Genomic DNA, 17,168 nt, shown 5'->3' on the forward strand with positions numbered 1-17,168 from the left:
ACCCCCTTCCATTAGGAATGTGTGGATTCTCCCCCATCAACATGAAGGACTTGACCAGTAACAAAACGAGAATCATCAGAAGCAAGATAGACAAAGGTTGGTGCAAGTTCAAATGGATGGGCAACACGTTCCATTGGATTAAACGCTCCATATACAGCGACTTGGTCTGACGAGAAACTTGCTGCAATAAGCGGGGTCCAAATTCGGCCGGGGGCGACGGCATTGACTCGGATCCCCTGTTTCACGACATTATTAGCCAAGGCACGTGTCCAACCAACTATTGCGCCTTTTGTGGCAGTATAATCAATCATTTGCTGCTCACCTACATACGTTACCACAGAAGTAGTGCCAATGATTGAGCTGCCTGGTTTTAAATGAGGAAGCGCTGCTCTGGTTGTGTAAAAATGAGAGTATATATTAACTTTAAAAGTATCATCGAATTGCTCATCTGTAATGTCAAGCAGGCTTAATTGTTGGAATTGGATACCAACGTGGTTACAAAGAATATCGAGACGTCCAAACGTATCTACTGTTTGTTCTACAATCGAGATACACTGTTGTTTGTCTCGCAAGTCACCAGGCATTAGTAAACAACGTTGTCCGAGTTGTTCAATCCTCGTTTTTGTCCTATTTGCATCCTCATGTTCATCTAAGTATGAAACAGCAACATCTGCTCCCTCTTTAGCAAACGCAATTGCTACTGCTGCACCAATACCACTGTCACCCCCTGTAATGAGTGCTACTTTTCCTGTTAACTTTCCACTCCCTATATAGTTTGGGTTTTCGATAATTGGAAGGGGTACCATTAATTTTTCCACTCCGGGATGGCGCAGCTGGCGTTGTTCAGGCAAACTTATCGGAATTTCTTCGTAGCGTGTGATTTTCCCATAGTTAGGGTACATGGGATAAGGTTGAGTTTTCATGTTCGCTTTAAACATTTGTTGCATTTGCTTTATTTGGTCTAATTGACGACTTTGATCGTTTTGATCCATAAAAACCTCCTATAGAAATAATTTTCTTCTAGAGAATGTATATGTTGTTCACTACAAATAATGTAATAAAGGTGTGAAAAAAGTTTATTGTTTTCAACACAGAAACGTATTCTGTTTCCAAAGAGACACCTTTTTCCTTTATTGCACCGATCCTCAGGGCAAGGAGCTTAACTCAACATTCTTCTTCCTTTAAAGCTTTTTCCTAGCCCTGTCTAAAGCATAAAATTTGATTTTGGCTATAAAGGGTAATAATATAGAGATATCGTAAATTATCAATATCCTTTGTTAGATTAGTGAAGGTCAGAAAGGGGCGGGCAGTGATGAATCAGGAATCAAATATGATAAATGACGAACAGGCAGTTGAAATATTTAAGGCTCTGTCAAATCAAATAAGAGTAAATATCCTGCAAATGTTGAAAGAACCTGATACTAATTTTTCCCCGCAGGCCCATGTCATCAAAGAAAAAGGCTTTGATGGAGGTGTTTGTGTCAGTGATATACACAGTACAGTAGGACTATCACAGTCTACCACCTCCCAATATTTGTCTATCCTTTTGCAAAGCGGGCTGGTGGAAATGAAACGAATCGGACAATGGACATATTATCGACGTAATGAAGAAACCATTAAACAATTTGAAAAATATATAGGCTTAAAAATATAACCTTTTAAGGAGGACCAAGAGTGAGTTTTCAAAATCATCTTGCTTATAACAGCATGTACCAGAAAGACAAAATGACACTCGGATTTGTCCTCCCGACTGCAAGGATGTCTAAAAATCCGATTATGGAGAATCAGTTGGAGCTTGCCCTTAAAATTGAGGAATATGGCTTTGCTTCATTATGGCTCCGTGATGTTACAATGCAGAATTTGAATATTGATGATAACGGCCAAAAGTACGATTTATGGATTTATTTGACGTATCTTGCTGCCTATACGAAGCATATTGCGTTGGTGACAGGAAGTGTAGTTCTCCCTTTGCGCCACCCCGTCAGGGTAGCCAAGGAAGCTGCATCAATCGATCAATTGTTTCCTGGTCGATTGATTATGGGAGTGGCATCAGGGGACAGGGAAAAAGACTTTACAGCTTTGGGAATAACCAAGCAAGAAACCGGTCTGTTATTTAAAGAAAATTTCAAAATTCTAGACCGGCTTTTAAAAGAGGATCAGCCGACAATCCACAGCCACAGCGGGCTGATCGATGGTACAGATATGAGGTTAATCCCAAAGCCTGTATCTTCTATTCCGACCATGGTGACTGGATTTAGCAATCAGTCTATCAATTGGATAGCCAGGAATGGGGATGGGTGGCTTCAATACCCAAGAAGCATTACTCAACAGGCGCAGCTTATCCAGGATTATCGTGCTTTAACTGAAGCCGATGCTCCAGGAGATTTTAAACCCGTCTCTCAAAGCTTGTTCATCGATTTATCGGAAAATCCCGATGAAAGGCCTGTTCCCATACCTTTGGGTTATTCCGTGGGAAGAAACCGTTTAGTTGATCTACTTCATCAATTTCAAGCGATTGGTGTCAACCATTTAGCTTTTGTTCTGTACTTTTCCAAGCGCCCTCCAGAAGAAGTAATCCAGGAACTTGGTGAATTTGTATTACCCTACTTTCCAACCCTTAAGGTACAAGCAGGATAAAAAAATTAATTGTATATAAGTAGGAAGAATTAAGACGTAGAAAATAGAACTATCCCTTCAAAACATGCTTGATCTAACAAAGAAATCAAAGCATGGGGATAATAAAGGATGTATTTTCTTCAAATAATTAACCAGTCAAATTAATGTGATTTATATTGAAGCATTTAAAAAAGACAAAGAAAACAACCTGTAAATTGTTTTATAGGATTTGAATGAAATTTTTTTAAGAAAGAAGATGAGCATATGCCTGAAAATGATACAAAACAAATTACGAATATTCCTTTCTCGGTCCTGGATCTCTCTCCAATTTCAGAGGGAAGTACGCCGGCAGACTCTTTTCGCAATACTTTGGAGCTGGCCAGGCTAGCTGAAAAGCTGGGGTATAACCGATATTGGCTCGCTGAGCATCATAATATGCCATTTATCGCCAGCTCTGCAACTTCGGTAGTCATTTCCCATGTTGCAGCAGGTACATCAAAAATCCGGGTAGGTTCAGGCGGCATAATGCTGCCGAATCATGCACCTCTTGTTATTGCTGAGCAATTTGGTACTCTGGAATCATTATATCCAGGACGTATTGATCTTGGACTAGGCCGTGCACCAGGCACTGATCAGCTTACCGCACGTGCATTAAGACGTGACTTGAGAAGTTCAGGAGAAGATTTCCCTGAGCAGCTGGCTGAGCTCCGAAATTACTTTGACCCTTCCCTGGCACAAGGATATAGTCATGTTAAAGCAATTCCAGGTGAGGGATTAAACATACCTATTTGGCTGTTAGGTTCAAGCGGATACAGTGCACAGCTGGCAGGAGAGCTGGGACTGCCGTTTGCTTTTGCTAGCCATTTCTCGCCGCATAACACACTGCCGGCTATCCAGCTGTATCGCCGTTCCTTTAAGCCCTCTAAAGTACTGGACAAGCCGCATGCAATGGTAGGGCTAAACATCATTGCGGCCGACACAGATCAAGAAGCGAAGCGGCTCGCTACAACATTGCAGCAGCAGTTCTTGAATTTGATGCGCGGAAAGGAAATCCCATTGCAGCCGCCAGTGGATAATATTAATGATATAGCGAGCGACTATGAAATAGCTGCCCTTGAGAATCAGTTAGGAACTTCGATTGTCGGCAGTCCTCAAACTGTAAAAGAAAAGCTAGAAAAATTTCTGGATGAAAGTCAAGCCGATGAAATCATGGCAATCACCCAGGTTTACGATCATAAGGCCCGCCTCCGTTCCTTTGAAATACTGGCAGAGATTACTCAGCTAAAATAAATTGCAAACCTTTACCAAACTTATGTAAACAAAAGGAGAAAAAAGATGAATCCAAAATATGAAGCTGCATTTAAACCATTTACCTTCCGTTCTGGAGTGGAAATAAAGAACCGTATTACAATGGCACCCATGACCAATACGGCGGCGCATGAAAATGGTGAAGTATCAGACGAAGAAGTTGCGTATTATCAAGAACGTGCCGGTGGTGTGGGAGCGGTGATCACCGCATGCACATACGTCACCAGGAATGGAAAGGGATTCCCGGGTGAATTTGGCGCAGATTCCGATTCCCTAATACCTAGTTTAAAACGTGTGGCGACAGCTATACAGATAAAAGGATCGAAAGCGATTTTACAAATTTTTCACGGTGGAAGAATGTGCCCGCCTGAAGAATTGCTCGATCGTCAACCTATTGCTCCGAGTGCGATAGCAGCGGAACGGGACGATGCCGTGGTACCTCGGGAAATGACATCTAACGAAATCGAAGAAATCATTAACGCATTTGGTGAAGCTACCAGAAGAGCAATCGAAGCTGGGTATGATGGGGTTGAAATCCATGGTGCCAATACGTATTTGATTCAGCAATTCTTTTCTCCGCACTCAAATCGCAGAACTGACAAGTGGGGTGGAACTCTGGAAAAACGTATGTCCTTCCCGCTTGCTGTAGTTGACGCTGTTAAAAAAGCAGTTTCAGACCATGCAACAAAACCTTTTATCATCGGCTATCGCTTATCGCCTGAAGAAAGAGAGAATCCTGGTATCACCATGGAAGACACGTTGCAATTAGTGGACAAGTTAGCGGACAAGGACCTGGATTATCTCCATATTTCTGTCGGCGGCTATTGGACCGGATCAATCCGTGATGATAACGATCAGACTTCCCGAGTTATTATGATCCACGAACGTGTCGGCGATCGTGTTCCTGTGATGGGTGTCGGGATGCTGCGGACACCCGATGAAGTGATGAAAGCATTTGAAACAGGTGTACCTTTAATCGCTTTAGGAAGAGAATTAATAATGGAACCCCAGTGGGTACAAAAAGTACAAGCCGGTGAAGAAGACAAAATCCGTACAACATTATCTAAAAAAGATCAAGAAGAACTGGCTATTTCTAATAAAATGTGGGAGTACTATACTGGCATCCCCGGCTGGTTTCCTATTGTATAAGGAGTTCACTTATCTCATTCCATTCTCCTCTTACTAGAATTGTTCAAAAAAATGGGAATCATGATAATAATTGTCCTACTCAGCAAGTAAGTATAAGAATATACCTTATACTAAACATGACGGAACATTTTAAAGGGAAACCACCTAAGTGGTTTCCCTCTTTTATTTAGTATTAGAGCAGAAAATCTGATATTTTTTCTGATACATATGTTTTTTTATAATTTCAATCAGTCCTTTTTCGCTTTAGAACGAACTTCAAGTAGTTTGTTTTTTAGGTCATTTTCCATTTGGACGAGTTCTAGTTCTACTTGATGGCGTTTTTCTCGGCCTTCTTGTTGGATCTGTAAGGTTTCTTCAAGTGTTTCGATTAGATTTTCTTGCGTTTTCTTCAGTGTTTCGATGTCGACAAGACCTCGTTCGTTTTCACGTGCTGCCGAAATTGTGTTTTGTTTAAGCATTTCTGAGTTTCGCAATAACAATTCATTGGTAGTCTCTGAAACATTTTTCTGTGTATCCACTGCCTTTTGTTGATTGTATAAGGAAACTGCAATAACCAGTTGGTTCTTCCATAGTGGAATGGCTGTAAGGATGGAAGATTGAATTCGTTCCACCAGTGTCTGGTTTGTATGCTGGATCATCCTGATTTGCGGTGCCATTTGCAGGGTGATTTGACGGCTGATTTTCAAGTCATGTGTGCGCTTTTGAAGGCGGTCTGCAAATTGCATCATATCACTAACGGCCTGTACATCCATTTGATTATTTGTTTGCCTTGCTTTTTGTTCTAGCTCCGGAATGATGGTTGCCTGAATTTCATCAAATTTATGCTCCGCTGCGGCGATATAAATATTTAATGCCTGGAAGTAATCTTTATTTTTGTCGTATAAAGATTCAAGCATGATATTGTCACGCTGTAACACCTTTTTAAAGCTTTCGAGTTGATCTGAAATTTTATCGATTTCAAAACCAATTTTACGGTATTTCGCAAAAAGTTGTTGTACTGAATTATTGACACTTCCAAAGAATTTACCAAAGAAACCTTTTTTCTGAGGTTCCAGTTCTCCAGGTTTTACTTCTTTGATCTTTTTCATTAATTCAGAAACCACTTCTCCTACCGGGCCTGCGTCCTTTGCCTGAACATGAGACAATATGGAATTAGAAAAAGTGGACAATTCGTTTTGTGCAGTGACACCGTAGGAAGATATAGCGTGTTGATCATTTGGATCAATTTGTTTTGCAATATCAATGGCTTTAGCTTTGTACTCTTCAGAAAGGGTATCCATTACCTTTTCTCTTTTAGGTTCTGATTGAACCTCATTTAGGTCTTGCGTCATCATTTCGTTTTCCGTTTTCGGTGTCGCAAATGGATTGCTTAATAAGTCATTCAGTGTATCTTCTTTTACTTGGTTTTTTACCTGGTTATTGTTTTTCATCGTCACTCACCCCATAAGCTACTTCTTCTCAATTATTCTCTTATCTGTATCAAGCTGTTGATAATTCATTAGTTTGATTTCAATCGTAAGATTATTCATATCCCCTGACAGTACTGCCATTAACTCTTTTTCCATATTGCGTTCTAATTGTTTTAAAGCACTTTCTGTTTCTCTAAGGGCTATGGAAACTTCATGAGTCCGCACTGGTTGATTTAATAGGTGCACATATTTTTCAGTGATGATAGCAGAGGAATCCAGATGATGGTGAAAGAAATTTTGCGCTGTACGATAGCGTACCGGTTCCTTTTCCACCATTTTAATGATTTTAGTCGAGATCTTAGATAATTTTGTTATCGTTTGATAAACAAAAATCGAGCGCACGCGAAACCTTGAATTATTAATTTTCTTTGCTTTTTCTTTCGCTTCCTTTAACTGAGCATTAACATATTTTTTCTCTTTTCGTTCTATCTTTTCCAAGTCGTTATTAGGTAGCAATTTTCTCTTCAACGCCCAATAGCTTCCAAGAAAGCCACCAAATGCGCCAAGGATACCGAGTTGAATTTGATTACCTGTTAAAAGGAATACTATTAAAAAACCGATGGCCGCTAAATTAAACGATAGTATGATAATAAAACTGTGCAGTAAAAACCGTTTCATAACTTCACTCCTCACCTTTTTAAAGGCTTAAGATAAACTATACCTTTCTTACGTATTCAATAAGAGAAAGGTTTCAATTATTTATAGTTTTATTATAAAGGATAGAAGTCGGAATACGAAATATTTTATGTATCAGCCAATAGAATAAATGAAAATAGCCCTTGATCATGTTGAAATCAAGGGCTTTAAAGTATATTAAATTCCTATAGAAACGTATTTCACTTCCAAATATTCTTCCATTCCATGATGTCCGCCTTCTCTGCCGATACCACTTTCTTTCAATCCGCCAAATGGGGCCTGTGCCACAGATGGTGCCCCATCATTGACACCAATAATGCCATAATCAAGCCCTTCTGTAACTCGATAAATTCTGGACATTTTCTCCGTGAATACATAGGCTGCCAATCCGTATGGAGAATTATTAGCCCTCTTGATCGCCTCTTCTTCCTCTTTAAAAGTGGTAATTGGGGCAAGAGGCCCAAAAGTTTCTTCATTCATGCAAAGCATTTCATCTGTTACACCCGTGATGACTGTCGGCTCCATGAACGTTTTATCCTTCACTTCGCCACCAAAGGCAACAGATGCACCTTTCTCTTTGGCATCGCTTAAATGCTCTTTCACTTTTTCTAATGCATCTTCATCAATCAGTGGTCCAAGATCCACTCCGCGCTCCATCCCGTTTCCAACTTTAAGTTTAGAAACCTCTTTGACGAAAAGTGAAGTGAATTCTTCAGCCACACTCTCCTGAACATATATTCTATTGGCACAAATACAAGTCTGGCCGGCATTTCGGAATTTGGACTGAACAAGTCCTTTCGCTGCTTTTTCCAGGTCGGCATCCTCAAATATGATAAATGGAGCATGTCCGCCAAGCTCCAATGATAGTTTCTTGACTGTATGAGATGCTTGTTCCATTAATTTCTTACCAATTTCCGTAGACCCTGTAAAGGTAAGCTTTTTCACATCTTTATGTTTCATTAATGACTCGCCAATAACGGAAGATTTTCCGGTGATGACTTGCAGAACACCTTTAGGCACCCCTGCTTCGTCTGCATATTTTGCCAGGAGTAAGGCAGTCAATGGAGTCTGTCCGGCGGGTTTCACGATTACCGTACATCCTGCTGCTAGGGCTGGAGCAACTTTCCTTGTAATCATTGCGGCTGGGAAATTCCATGGCGTGATGGCGGCAACAACACCAACCGGCTGCTTTTGGATCAGTACTCTTTTGTCCTTGGAGGAAGATGGAATGGTCTCTCCGTAGATTCTCTTGCCTTCCTCTTTATACCAATCTACAAAACTATTCGCATAACCAACCTCTCCCAATGCTTCCCGGAACGGTTTGCCTTGTTCCTTTGTAAGAGTTTCTGCAATAAGCTTTTTATTTTCCTCCAATAAAACGAACCATTTATTTAAAATATCTGCACGCTCATATGCCGTATAATTTCTCCAAGTTTGAAACGCTTCTTCTGCATGCTGGACCACTTTTTCCAGTTGGTCCTCGGAAATGCTTGGTACCGTACCGATCACTTCTCCTGTTGCTGGATTTGTCACTTCGATTACTTCCTCTGTATTCACCCATTCACCGTTTATGTACATCGAATATTTTTCCATTGTGTTCCCTCCATTTAAAAGTTTTCAGGACATTCTCTTTAATATATTCACTCTTTATGGGACATTCCCTTTATTGAACACAAAAAAACACCCGTTAAGGTGTTTTTTGTTCGGCAACTGCAACTGGGTGGCGAAATAGTCTTAAACCATATATCAAAATCAACGTTAAAGAGAGCATTCCAAAAACGATTGCCATCATTTGAAGTCCTATCGTATCAAGGAAGAGCCCGGTTCCAAGAAGTACTACCTGGAACAACACACGGTCCAGCATATTTCGGAATGAGAAAAAGCGCCCGTGGTACTCTTTCGGTATTTTCGTTTGAAAGATGGTTGCTGCAATCGGGAAGAAACATCCAACCGCCAAGCCGAATAAGCCAAAAGAGAATAAGGTCATCCATTTAATGTCTGCAAAGTACAAACTCAAGTGGGAAATGGCTATAAGTGTTACAAACAAAAACATTAGCGGAACCATATTATTATCGTTAGAAATACGTTTTACCGCAAATGCTCCAATCATGAAGCAGACACCTTCGATTGTGTAAATCCAGCTTTTAATCGCTTGATCATCTTGGATTTCACTAATGTTAATGACCATCAGGTTGAAGCCCCCAATGAATAAAAATGGGATAAATGTAAGAATCAATACGGTAAGAGCAATCGGCGTTTCCTTTAAAACCGGCAGGACCTCTTTGAAATCTCCGGATTTTTTATTTTCGCCATCTACTGCATCGTTATGGTTTGGTTCGTCAAAGTTCAACAAAAAGGTAAGTAAGAACAGTATGCCATAAGCAACCATGGATGCCATATACAAGGATGATAAACTCATGATAACTAGCATCGCTCCCGCAAGGGCAGTCCCTGCAATTCTAGATACAGTGGATACATTCATATGTACCCCGTTCATTTCTAATAAGTCTTTGTCTTTCACAATCAAAGGAATCGATGATTGTAACGCTGGAAAATAAAATGCTGCAGACAACTGGATGGCAATCATGAAGATAATCATGAAAAGAATAGATTGATATTCAATCGCTAGAAACATAAATACTACGCTGATCATCCGACCAAATCCTGAAATTAGCATTACTCTCTTTTTACTTGTTGAGTCAATAATTTTACCGGCTAACGGTCCTACCATCACACCTGCCAGTAGCCCTGCAAACAAGATAAGAGACTTCGCAAAATCTGAAGGAACCAATGCTTGCATAAACTCCAAATTCCCGATAATACCCGTCCATAAGCCTAATCCTGCGATAAATTCACCTATTAAAATAATCCATACATTCCGGTTTTTCCACATGATAGTTTCTCCGATCACTTGTGTTGTTGTAAGAAAACTATACCATGGAATGAATTAATTCGCTACTCGAAATTTCTGATTGTCTTCATGCAGGCGATGAGGACCTCTCTTCTCCTTTTTCCTCGTCACTGAGGTCTTCATCACGACCATGAGGACCGTCGTCCTTCGAATAATCGAAGAATCTGGAAAGTAAAGCAATAAAAAATTGGCATAGGAAAGTCCCTTTGCCAATTTTTGGATTATTTCTTCTCTTCATATTTCTTAACGGTACCATCTTCAAACATTACTTCAAGTTCAAATTCTTTATAGTCATCCTTCAAACCGAATACTTCTAACACCTGCGTCATTACTTCTTGCTGATCTGCGTTGCTATCAAATTTCAATTGTTCCAATCGAGGGGATAGCTCGGTATAAGCCTCGTCCCCTTTTAGGGAAACTTCATTTATATCATCCTCAATTTCTGCTTCACCATTTCCTTCTGCTTTATATTCAGCTTCATATTTCACTCTGTTTTCGTACTCCACTTCGAGGTCGAACTTAGTAAATTCATGTCCAGCTGTACTCTGTTCGTTTTCCACATCTGTAGCAGTATTTTGAGGTGGAGCATTCTCCGGAGGTGCGGATAAGTTGTTATCCGTTCCACAACCTGCCGCTAATCCAACAGATAGTGTCATTACCAAAGCTGTCATCATCGGCTTTTTCGATACCCATTTATTCATATAGGTCATCTCCTTTATAATTTGTAAGAATATTTTTTCCCGTTGTAAATTATTTACCCTTAATTAAGAAGAGAATTCATTTTCTTGTTATGAACAACTTTCAAATAAATTCCACTTAAGAACAGGAACCATGAAGCACCCATTGCAAATCCGCCCAACACATCAAGTGGGTAGTGTACTCCTAGATAAATTCTGCTAAATCCTATTAGTCCTATTAGAACAAAACAAACTGTCACGAGTGTATTCCTTAGCCAGCTTTGCTTAATTATTAAGAAACATAAGAATGCAATAGCCCCAAAGAATGCCATGGAATTCATCGAGTGTCCACTAGGGTAACTATAAAACCCTGCTTCTACTACATGATCTAGGCTTGGTCTGTCTCTTGAAAAAATCGTTTTTAACAGTGTATTTAGTAATCGCACTCCTAAAAGATTTGCCCAAAGAAATAGGGCTAAATACCAGTTTCGTTTAATAAAGAGGATGATTGTAATAATAACGAGTGCAGGGTAGAAAAACAGCCTTGATCCTAAATAGGACAAAAAGATAAAAAATCCATCCATTTCACCTATTCTATAAAGGCTTTCACCAATCATCCGGTCCCATGATTCACTTGCTTCTACATTAACCAATAATGCTACAATAAGAAATACCGAAAAAAGAATACCGCTTGCTAAAAACATATTGTTTGGTTTTATGTAAATATTCATGATGTCACTCCCGACAAAAAGGCTAACTTCCTGTATCTTAGAGTTAGCCTTTTTGCTTTTATTATAAACTTTTTAACAATAATTTTTTCAAAAGTGGAAAGAGCACATCTGGTAACTCTTTTATATCCGGAACTAAAATACTATACTTGCCATACATATTTTGGATGGTTTTGACTTGGCCCTCATCAATTTCACCGTTTGCCAAGAATACGTTGATTACTTCAAGTCCATTCTTCCGTGCTTCCATGACAGATTGGTGTGTATCTACTATCCCATTCTTTTCGTAGTCCATTGCTGCAGGTTCCCCGTCGGAGAATACGAGTAGAAATTTTTGTTTTTCGCTCCGATGCACAAGTCTTTTGGTCATATGTCTGATTGCATAACCATCTCTGTTATCTTCTTCAGGTTCAAGCTGAAGAATCTCCGGCCCAGAAGCAGGTCTTACACTAGAGTTGAAATCTATCACAGTTTTAAAGTAGTTCGGCTGGCTAGTCTTTGTTGCATCATTGGTATCTTCCCAGAATCCTACCACTTCGTGAGGAACGAATACGGATTTCAACGCTTCATGAAAAAGAGTGATCCCATATTTGGTCTGTTCCATTTTATCGAACATGGATGCCGAGCAATCAACCAATAGGGAGAAAACAGCATCAATTTCAATAGAGGGATTATCTTTCTTATAAAATACTCTTAGGTTTTCTTCTGTAAACCACGGTAAGAGTTTTTTACTCAATCTGCCGAATGGAAGATCACTTCTTGGCATAATTTTTTTATGCTCCAATGTTTTTTGTATTAACTGTTTTAATTTCTTTTGATAGGTGGAGACAAACAGTTTATATTCTTCATAATCTGAATAATGTTCCGCTGATATTTTCTCCGGTTTTAAAAAGACAGGATAGGCGTATTTGTTCTCTTTCCCAAACTCTGCGCCACTCCCTCCTTCTTTTTTTGTATCATTTAGAACATCCAGCGCTTCTAGCTTGGAATAATCATTTTTATTTGTCTGTTGACTCTCGCCTTGGACAAAGCCCATTGCCTGGTCCCCATCTTCTCCTTCGCGTACGCCTTCTCCCATTAGATCGGTTTTTGTACCTTGTTCCATATCAAATTGAAGAAAGCTTTTGTTGTTGCTTTCTGATTCACGGTGCCATGTTGGTAGCTTGTCTTCATGTACATCTTCTTCGTCGTCTTCAATATCCTGTTGTTTTATATCATCATTTTTCAGTTCACTTTTTCTTTTCATTTCATCAAAGGTCGGGGACTCGTCTACTTCAGGCATCTCTGAAAAGTCCGGTAGGAAAAAATACGTATTAAGCATATCTTTCTCCAAGAGGTCTTCAAGTACTTCAACTATGGTTTTCACACTGCGAAAAATAGCTTCCGTGCTTTTTGCTTCGTAAGATTTAGCAATTTCGTCCCGGAGAAATGGGAGAGCAAGGTCTAACTTCATATTTAGTTGAGGGACTTCCTCCAAAGGATTATCCGTGGTCAATAGGAGATACAACAAATTGTATAGCGCATCTGTCATAATGTTTCTTTCCATGTTGACTGTAAGTTGGCTTCTGAAATATTTGCGATATTCCACTCTTCTCACCATAAAGGTTTTAGTGGTGCCTGGCCGCTCTCGTTTGCAAAGTTCCTCAAGTCTTATATCTTCCATCAGAATAAACAATTGTCTGCTAAAACTTGATAGATGTGTATTTTTCATATAAGTAAATAACTGTTTAATCACTTTATAATCAGTATGTGCAACAGATCCGACACTGCGCAAGTACACATCACTTTTCATGCCGAGCAGTTTTTCAAAAGTGGGATGGTTATCCCAAAATAAACTGATATACATTTTATTCAAATACGGATCATAGTAGGATTTGAACGCATATTCCACTTCTAAGTCTTTCTTCTTTGAAAGGGAAGTCGCTAAGTCCGATAACTCCATAAATAGAAAGGAATCAATTTTTTTATCATTAAAAACGATAGGTCTCAAGTTAATCTCCTCATTCAAACAAAGTTTGTGCGATGTTTAAGATAGCTGCTTTTTCTCTATCATCTTCCAGTTTTTCAACAATACCGCGTTTAATCGCTCTAAGCGGTGGCAAGTATACACTAAGATCACAAGTGTCTAATAGGGCACGCACAGATGCAGCCTCTTCCGATAGATTTCCGTTTTCAACAAGCGCGATAAGGTCGGCAGATAATGTTACATACTTACTTAGTAGCTTTTCATCATTCAATTTGGATTGGCTTTTCAGGACTTGAAGTAAAACCTCTCCCTGCACATATGGCACATCGATGACAATAAAGCGATTTTTCAGTGCTTCATTTAATGGTACCGTTCCCACATACCCTTCATTTATGGCAGCTATAACTCCAAAGTCCTGACTTGCTTTCACTACTTCACCTGTAAAAGGATTTGTAATGGTTTTACGATAGTCTAGTACTCCGTTTAGAATTGGCAAGGTTTCTGGTTTCGCCATATTTATTTCATCGATATACAGAAGATTGCCTTCTTTCATCGCATTGATGACTGGACCTGGTACAAATTCTATCGTCGCTTTTCCATCATTATTTTGAATGGTCTTAAACCCAAGTAATGCTTCTGCATCTAAGTCTACTGAGCAGTTAATACTGTGCATTGGTTGATGGAAAAGAGATGACAAGGTTTCCGCCAATTTTGTTTTTCCAGAACCTGTTGGGCCTTTTAGTAGGACGTTCTTTCCCATCGCCAAGGCAATGATGCAATCAAACAGAACGTCATCATCAGCTGATGTATAACCTGCCGACCCTATAAGGGAGTTGCTACCTTTTCTTTCTTTATTTCTTTTTATCTTTTCTTGAATAGTTTTAGGTAATTGATCTATATTAAACATCTTTCATTCTCCTTTAGGCATATTCCATTTAGTATCTCACATTTTCCACTTCGTTCATGTACTAGTGAAAAAGGCTGCTGACAATAGATTGTCAACAGCCTAGTACATTATATCAATTATTACATTTTACTTGAAGTAAAAAGTGTTAACTTACTTAATGCTATCCACTTCTTGAACTACTTTGTTCTTTCCGGAAACAATCCAGCCACCAACAGCGATACCGATCAAGACGATCCAGAACATCGCTTTAAACAACGGACTGTGCGGGAAGTGGTACGGTAATACGCCAACACTTGGATGTGCGAGTGTGTACATTGCCAACTTGAAACCGACCCAACCTACAATTAAGAATGCGGCTGTTTCCAAACTTGGTCTTTCTTTTAACAGTTTTACGAACAAGGTTGCCGCAAAACGCATGATGACTACTCCGATAAATCCACCTAGGAAGATGATGATAAACTGTCCACCATCAATTCCTCCTATTTGAGGTAAGTTAGTTTTTGGCAATGTCATGGCTAATGCGAAAGCTGCAAGGATAGAGTCTACTGCAAAGGCAATGTCTGCAACTTCTACTTTAAAGACTGTCATCCAGAAACCGGACTGTTTTTTGGGATTGTCAACAGCGGCAGCATGTTCCACTTTTGCCACTGCAAACCGTCGCCATATATGATTGAGCGCGATAAACAGCAAGTATGCTGCTCCAATCGCCTGTACTTGCCAAATTGATACTAAGAATGAGATAGCGAATAAAGATCCAAGCCTGAAGACGAGTGCTCCTGCCAACCCGTAAAATAAAGCCTTTTTCCGGGCTTCTTCTGGTAGGTGCTTAACCATAATTGCTAGTACTAGTGCGTTGTCAGCCGCTAAAATACCTTCAAGTGCAATCAAGACAAGAAGAACCCAGCCGTATTCCAATAATAGTGATATCTCCATGGTTTCCTCTCCTTTTTACATAACAAAAGCCTTTCCTAAGAAACAGGTAAAGGCTTTTATGAACACATAAAAGACCTTTACCTAGAACTGTCCAATTTCCAGTTTAGGCAAAGGTCTTGCTAACAACATCATCGTTGCCGATAAAGCCGGTGCTGATTTATTCAGTCACGTCATGACGGCAATATCGTTCTCATAGCTACTCCCCTTTGATTGGGCTTGTGCATATGTAGTTTTAATATAAACCTATTCTAGTAGGTTTATATTAATGTGTCAACACATTATTTTCCCCACTCAAGTAGTGACGGAATTCCAATATCTCAAATTTCAAACATTTTATTTCTACACTCTAAATAAATGTTTTATGATATAATCCATAACATTATTACATAATTACTTCAACTAAAAGGTCGTGGGATTGTTATGCATCAAGTGTTTTCCTATAAAGAGCGTCTTCATCTTTTCATTAAAATTGTCGTTCCCATTCTTATCACCCAACTCGGCTTATTTTCCATGAATCTTTTTGACGTCATGATGACTGGAAACGTAGGAGCCAGCGACTTGGCCGGTGTGGCAATCGGTTCCGGACTTTGGGTTCCAGTTTATACGGGTCTAAGTGGGATATTACTCTCCATAACTCCTATCGTGGCACAGCTAGTTGGCGCGAAAAAAACGGAAGGTGTCCCATTTTCAATCACCCAAGGTGTGTATGTCGCGTTTGCTATGAGTATTCTTGTTATCTTAATTGGAGCTTTGTTGATTAATCCCATACTTTCTGGAATGAGTCTTGAAGCCGGGGTTAGACATGTAGCTAAATACTACTTAATTGCACTTGGCTTTGGAATCGTTCCATTGTTTGTCTACACAGTTATTCGATGTTTTATTGATGCGCTAGGACACACAAGAACATCTATGATCATCACGCTGCTGTCCTTACCTATTAATGTCTTACTGAACTACTTATTGATCTTTGGAAAACTTGGACTCCCTGCCCTTGGCGGAATCGGTGCAGGAGTGGCATCTGCTTTGACTTATTGGGTTATCATGGTCATTTCTTTATATATTGTCTTGAAAAAGAGACCTTTTACCAAGTATCCACTTTTCAAGAAGCTATATCCGGTATCCCTTTCAAAGTGGAAAGAGATATTACTAATCGGTGTTCCGATAGGACTTTCGATTTTCTTTGAAACCAGTATTTTTTCAGCAGTGACGCTCTTGATGAGTTCTTTTGACACAGTTACTATCGCTTCCCATCAAGTAGCACTTAATTTTGCTTCCCTGCTTTATATGATTCCGCTCAGCATTTCTATGGCCTTAACCATCTTAGTTGGATTTGAAGTTGGAGCAGGACGCATTCATGATGCCAAGCAATACACCATCATGGGTGTTGTTTCTGCAGTTCTTCTTTCCTCCATTTGCGCTGTGTTTCTGTATTCCTTTAGAGCAGAAGTCGCTTTTCTTTATACAAAGGATCCAGAAGTAATTACTCTGACTACCGCTTTCCTCTTATACGCAATCTTCTTCCAGCTTTCTGATGCAATTGCTGCACCGATACAAGGCGCTTTAAGAGGATATAAAGATGTAAATGTTACGTTTATGCTAGCTTTTGTATCCTATTGGGTCATCGGGTTGCCGATTGGATATCTACTGGCAAACTATACTGAATTTGGAGCATTTGGCTATTGGATTGGATTAATTTGTGGGTTAGCGGCAGGAGCAGTCGGGCTTTCTTTCCGTTTAAGCATCCTTCAAAAAAGATATATGAGAACAACTGTACCTGTGAAATAAATATAACTATTCTTATAGGAATAAAAAGAGGACTTATGTAGTAAATTGTCGAAAAAAGTCATATTATAATTTTTTAAGTGAGG

At 39.5% G+C, this 17,168-nt stretch carries 15 protein-coding genes; 5 read left to right on the plus strand and 10 right to left on the minus strand.

The genetic code is table 11. The annotated features are described in order from the left end of the window. Positions 1–11 precede the first annotated feature (11 nt). Positions 12–992: an SDR family oxidoreductase gene (locus tag LG307_RS11570; protein WP_404441943.1), complete on the minus strand. Its 981-nt coding sequence runs from the start codon at positions 990–992 to the stop codon at positions 12–14. 338 nt (positions 993–1,330) lie between these two features. Here LG307_RS11570 and LG307_RS11575 point away from each other — a divergent pair, with 338 nt between their 5' ends. The 4 genes from LG307_RS11575 (at position 1,331) to LG307_RS11590 (ending at position 5,073) form a co-directional block, all read left to right on the plus strand. After that, the gene (locus LG307_RS11575; protein WP_404450438.1) at positions 1,331–1,654 is read left to right on the plus strand and encodes an ArsR/SmtB family transcription factor; all 324 of its coding nucleotides are present in this window, start codon (positions 1,331–1,333) and stop codon (positions 1,652–1,654) included. 20 nt (positions 1,655–1,674) lie between these two features. Continuing rightward, entirely contained in the window at positions 1,675–2,637 is a 963-nt protein-coding gene (locus tag LG307_RS11580; protein ID WP_404441945.1) for a TIGR03571 family LLM class oxidoreductase, read from the plus strand. Between the two features lie 243 nt (positions 2,638–2,880). Next, positions 2,881–3,906, plus strand: coding sequence for an LLM class flavin-dependent oxidoreductase (locus LG307_RS11585; protein WP_404441946.1), 1,026 nt, complete (start codon positions 2,881–2,883; stop codon positions 3,904–3,906). A 45-nt stretch (positions 3,907–3,951) separates the two neighbouring features. Then, complete coding sequence (locus tag LG307_RS11590) at positions 3,952–5,073, plus strand: NADH-dependent flavin oxidoreductase (RefSeq protein WP_404441948.1); 1,122 nt, start codon at positions 3,952–3,954, stop codon at positions 5,071–5,073. A 227-nt stretch (positions 5,074–5,300) separates the two neighbouring features. On the opposite strand, the gene LG307_RS11595 is transcribed toward LG307_RS11590, so the two are convergent. The 9 genes from LG307_RS11595 to LG307_RS11635 all read right to left on the minus strand — a co-directional run bounded on the left by LG307_RS11595 (position 5,301) and on the right by LG307_RS11635 (position 15,300). Further along, positions 5,301–6,503: a toxic anion resistance protein gene (locus tag LG307_RS11595; RefSeq protein WP_404441950.1), complete on the minus strand. Its 1,203-nt coding sequence runs from the start codon at positions 6,501–6,503 to the stop codon at positions 5,301–5,303. Between the two features lie 18 nt (positions 6,504–6,521). Then, complete coding sequence (locus LG307_RS11600) at positions 6,522–7,160, minus strand: 5-bromo-4-chloroindolyl phosphate hydrolysis family protein (protein ID WP_404441952.1); 639 nt, start codon at positions 7,158–7,160, stop codon at positions 6,522–6,524. 195 nt (positions 7,161–7,355) lie between these two features. Further along, on the minus strand, positions 7,356–8,771 hold the full coding sequence (locus LG307_RS11605) for an NAD-dependent succinate-semialdehyde dehydrogenase (protein WP_404441954.1): 1,416 nt from the start codon (positions 8,769–8,771) through the stop codon (positions 7,356–7,358). A gap of 94 nt (positions 8,772–8,865) precedes the next feature. Beyond that, positions 8,866–10,071: an MFS transporter gene (locus LG307_RS11610; RefSeq protein WP_404441956.1), complete on the minus strand. Its 1,206-nt coding sequence runs from the start codon at positions 10,069–10,071 to the stop codon at positions 8,866–8,868. A 239-nt stretch (positions 10,072–10,310) separates the two neighbouring features. Further along, complete coding sequence (locus LG307_RS11615) at positions 10,311–10,790, minus strand: YusW family protein (RefSeq protein WP_404441958.1); 480 nt, start codon at positions 10,788–10,790, stop codon at positions 10,311–10,313. Positions 10,791–10,849: 59 nt separating this feature from the next. Continuing rightward, positions 10,850–11,497 (minus strand): phosphatase PAP2 family protein, encoded by a 648-nt coding sequence (locus tag LG307_RS11620; RefSeq protein WP_404441959.1) that lies wholly within the window; start codon positions 11,495–11,497, stop codon positions 10,850–10,852. A gap of 61 nt (positions 11,498–11,558) precedes the next feature. Next, positions 11,559–13,484: a vWA domain-containing protein gene (locus LG307_RS11625; protein WP_404441961.1), complete on the minus strand. Its 1,926-nt coding sequence runs from the start codon at positions 13,482–13,484 to the stop codon at positions 11,559–11,561. Between the two features lie 10 nt (positions 13,485–13,494). Next, positions 13,495–14,367, minus strand: coding sequence for an AAA family ATPase (locus tag LG307_RS11630; RefSeq protein ID WP_404441963.1), 873 nt, complete (start codon positions 14,365–14,367; stop codon positions 13,495–13,497). A gap of 150 nt (positions 14,368–14,517) precedes the next feature. Further along, complete coding sequence (locus tag LG307_RS11635) at positions 14,518–15,300, minus strand: TerC family protein (RefSeq protein WP_404441965.1); 783 nt, start codon at positions 15,298–15,300, stop codon at positions 14,518–14,520. Between the two features lie 420 nt (positions 15,301–15,720). Between LG307_RS11635 and LG307_RS11640 the strand changes: the two genes are divergently transcribed. Then, positions 15,721–17,085 (plus strand): MATE family efflux transporter, encoded by a 1,365-nt coding sequence (locus LG307_RS11640; protein ID WP_404441967.1) that lies wholly within the window; start codon positions 15,721–15,723, stop codon positions 17,083–17,085. Positions 17,086–17,168: the final 83 nt, after the last annotated feature.

The organism is Sutcliffiella horikoshii (genome assembly GCF_044809035.1).
GTDB classification, from domain to species: Bacteria; Bacillota; Bacilli; order Bacillales; family Bacillaceae_I; genus Sutcliffiella_A; species Sutcliffiella_A horikoshii_G.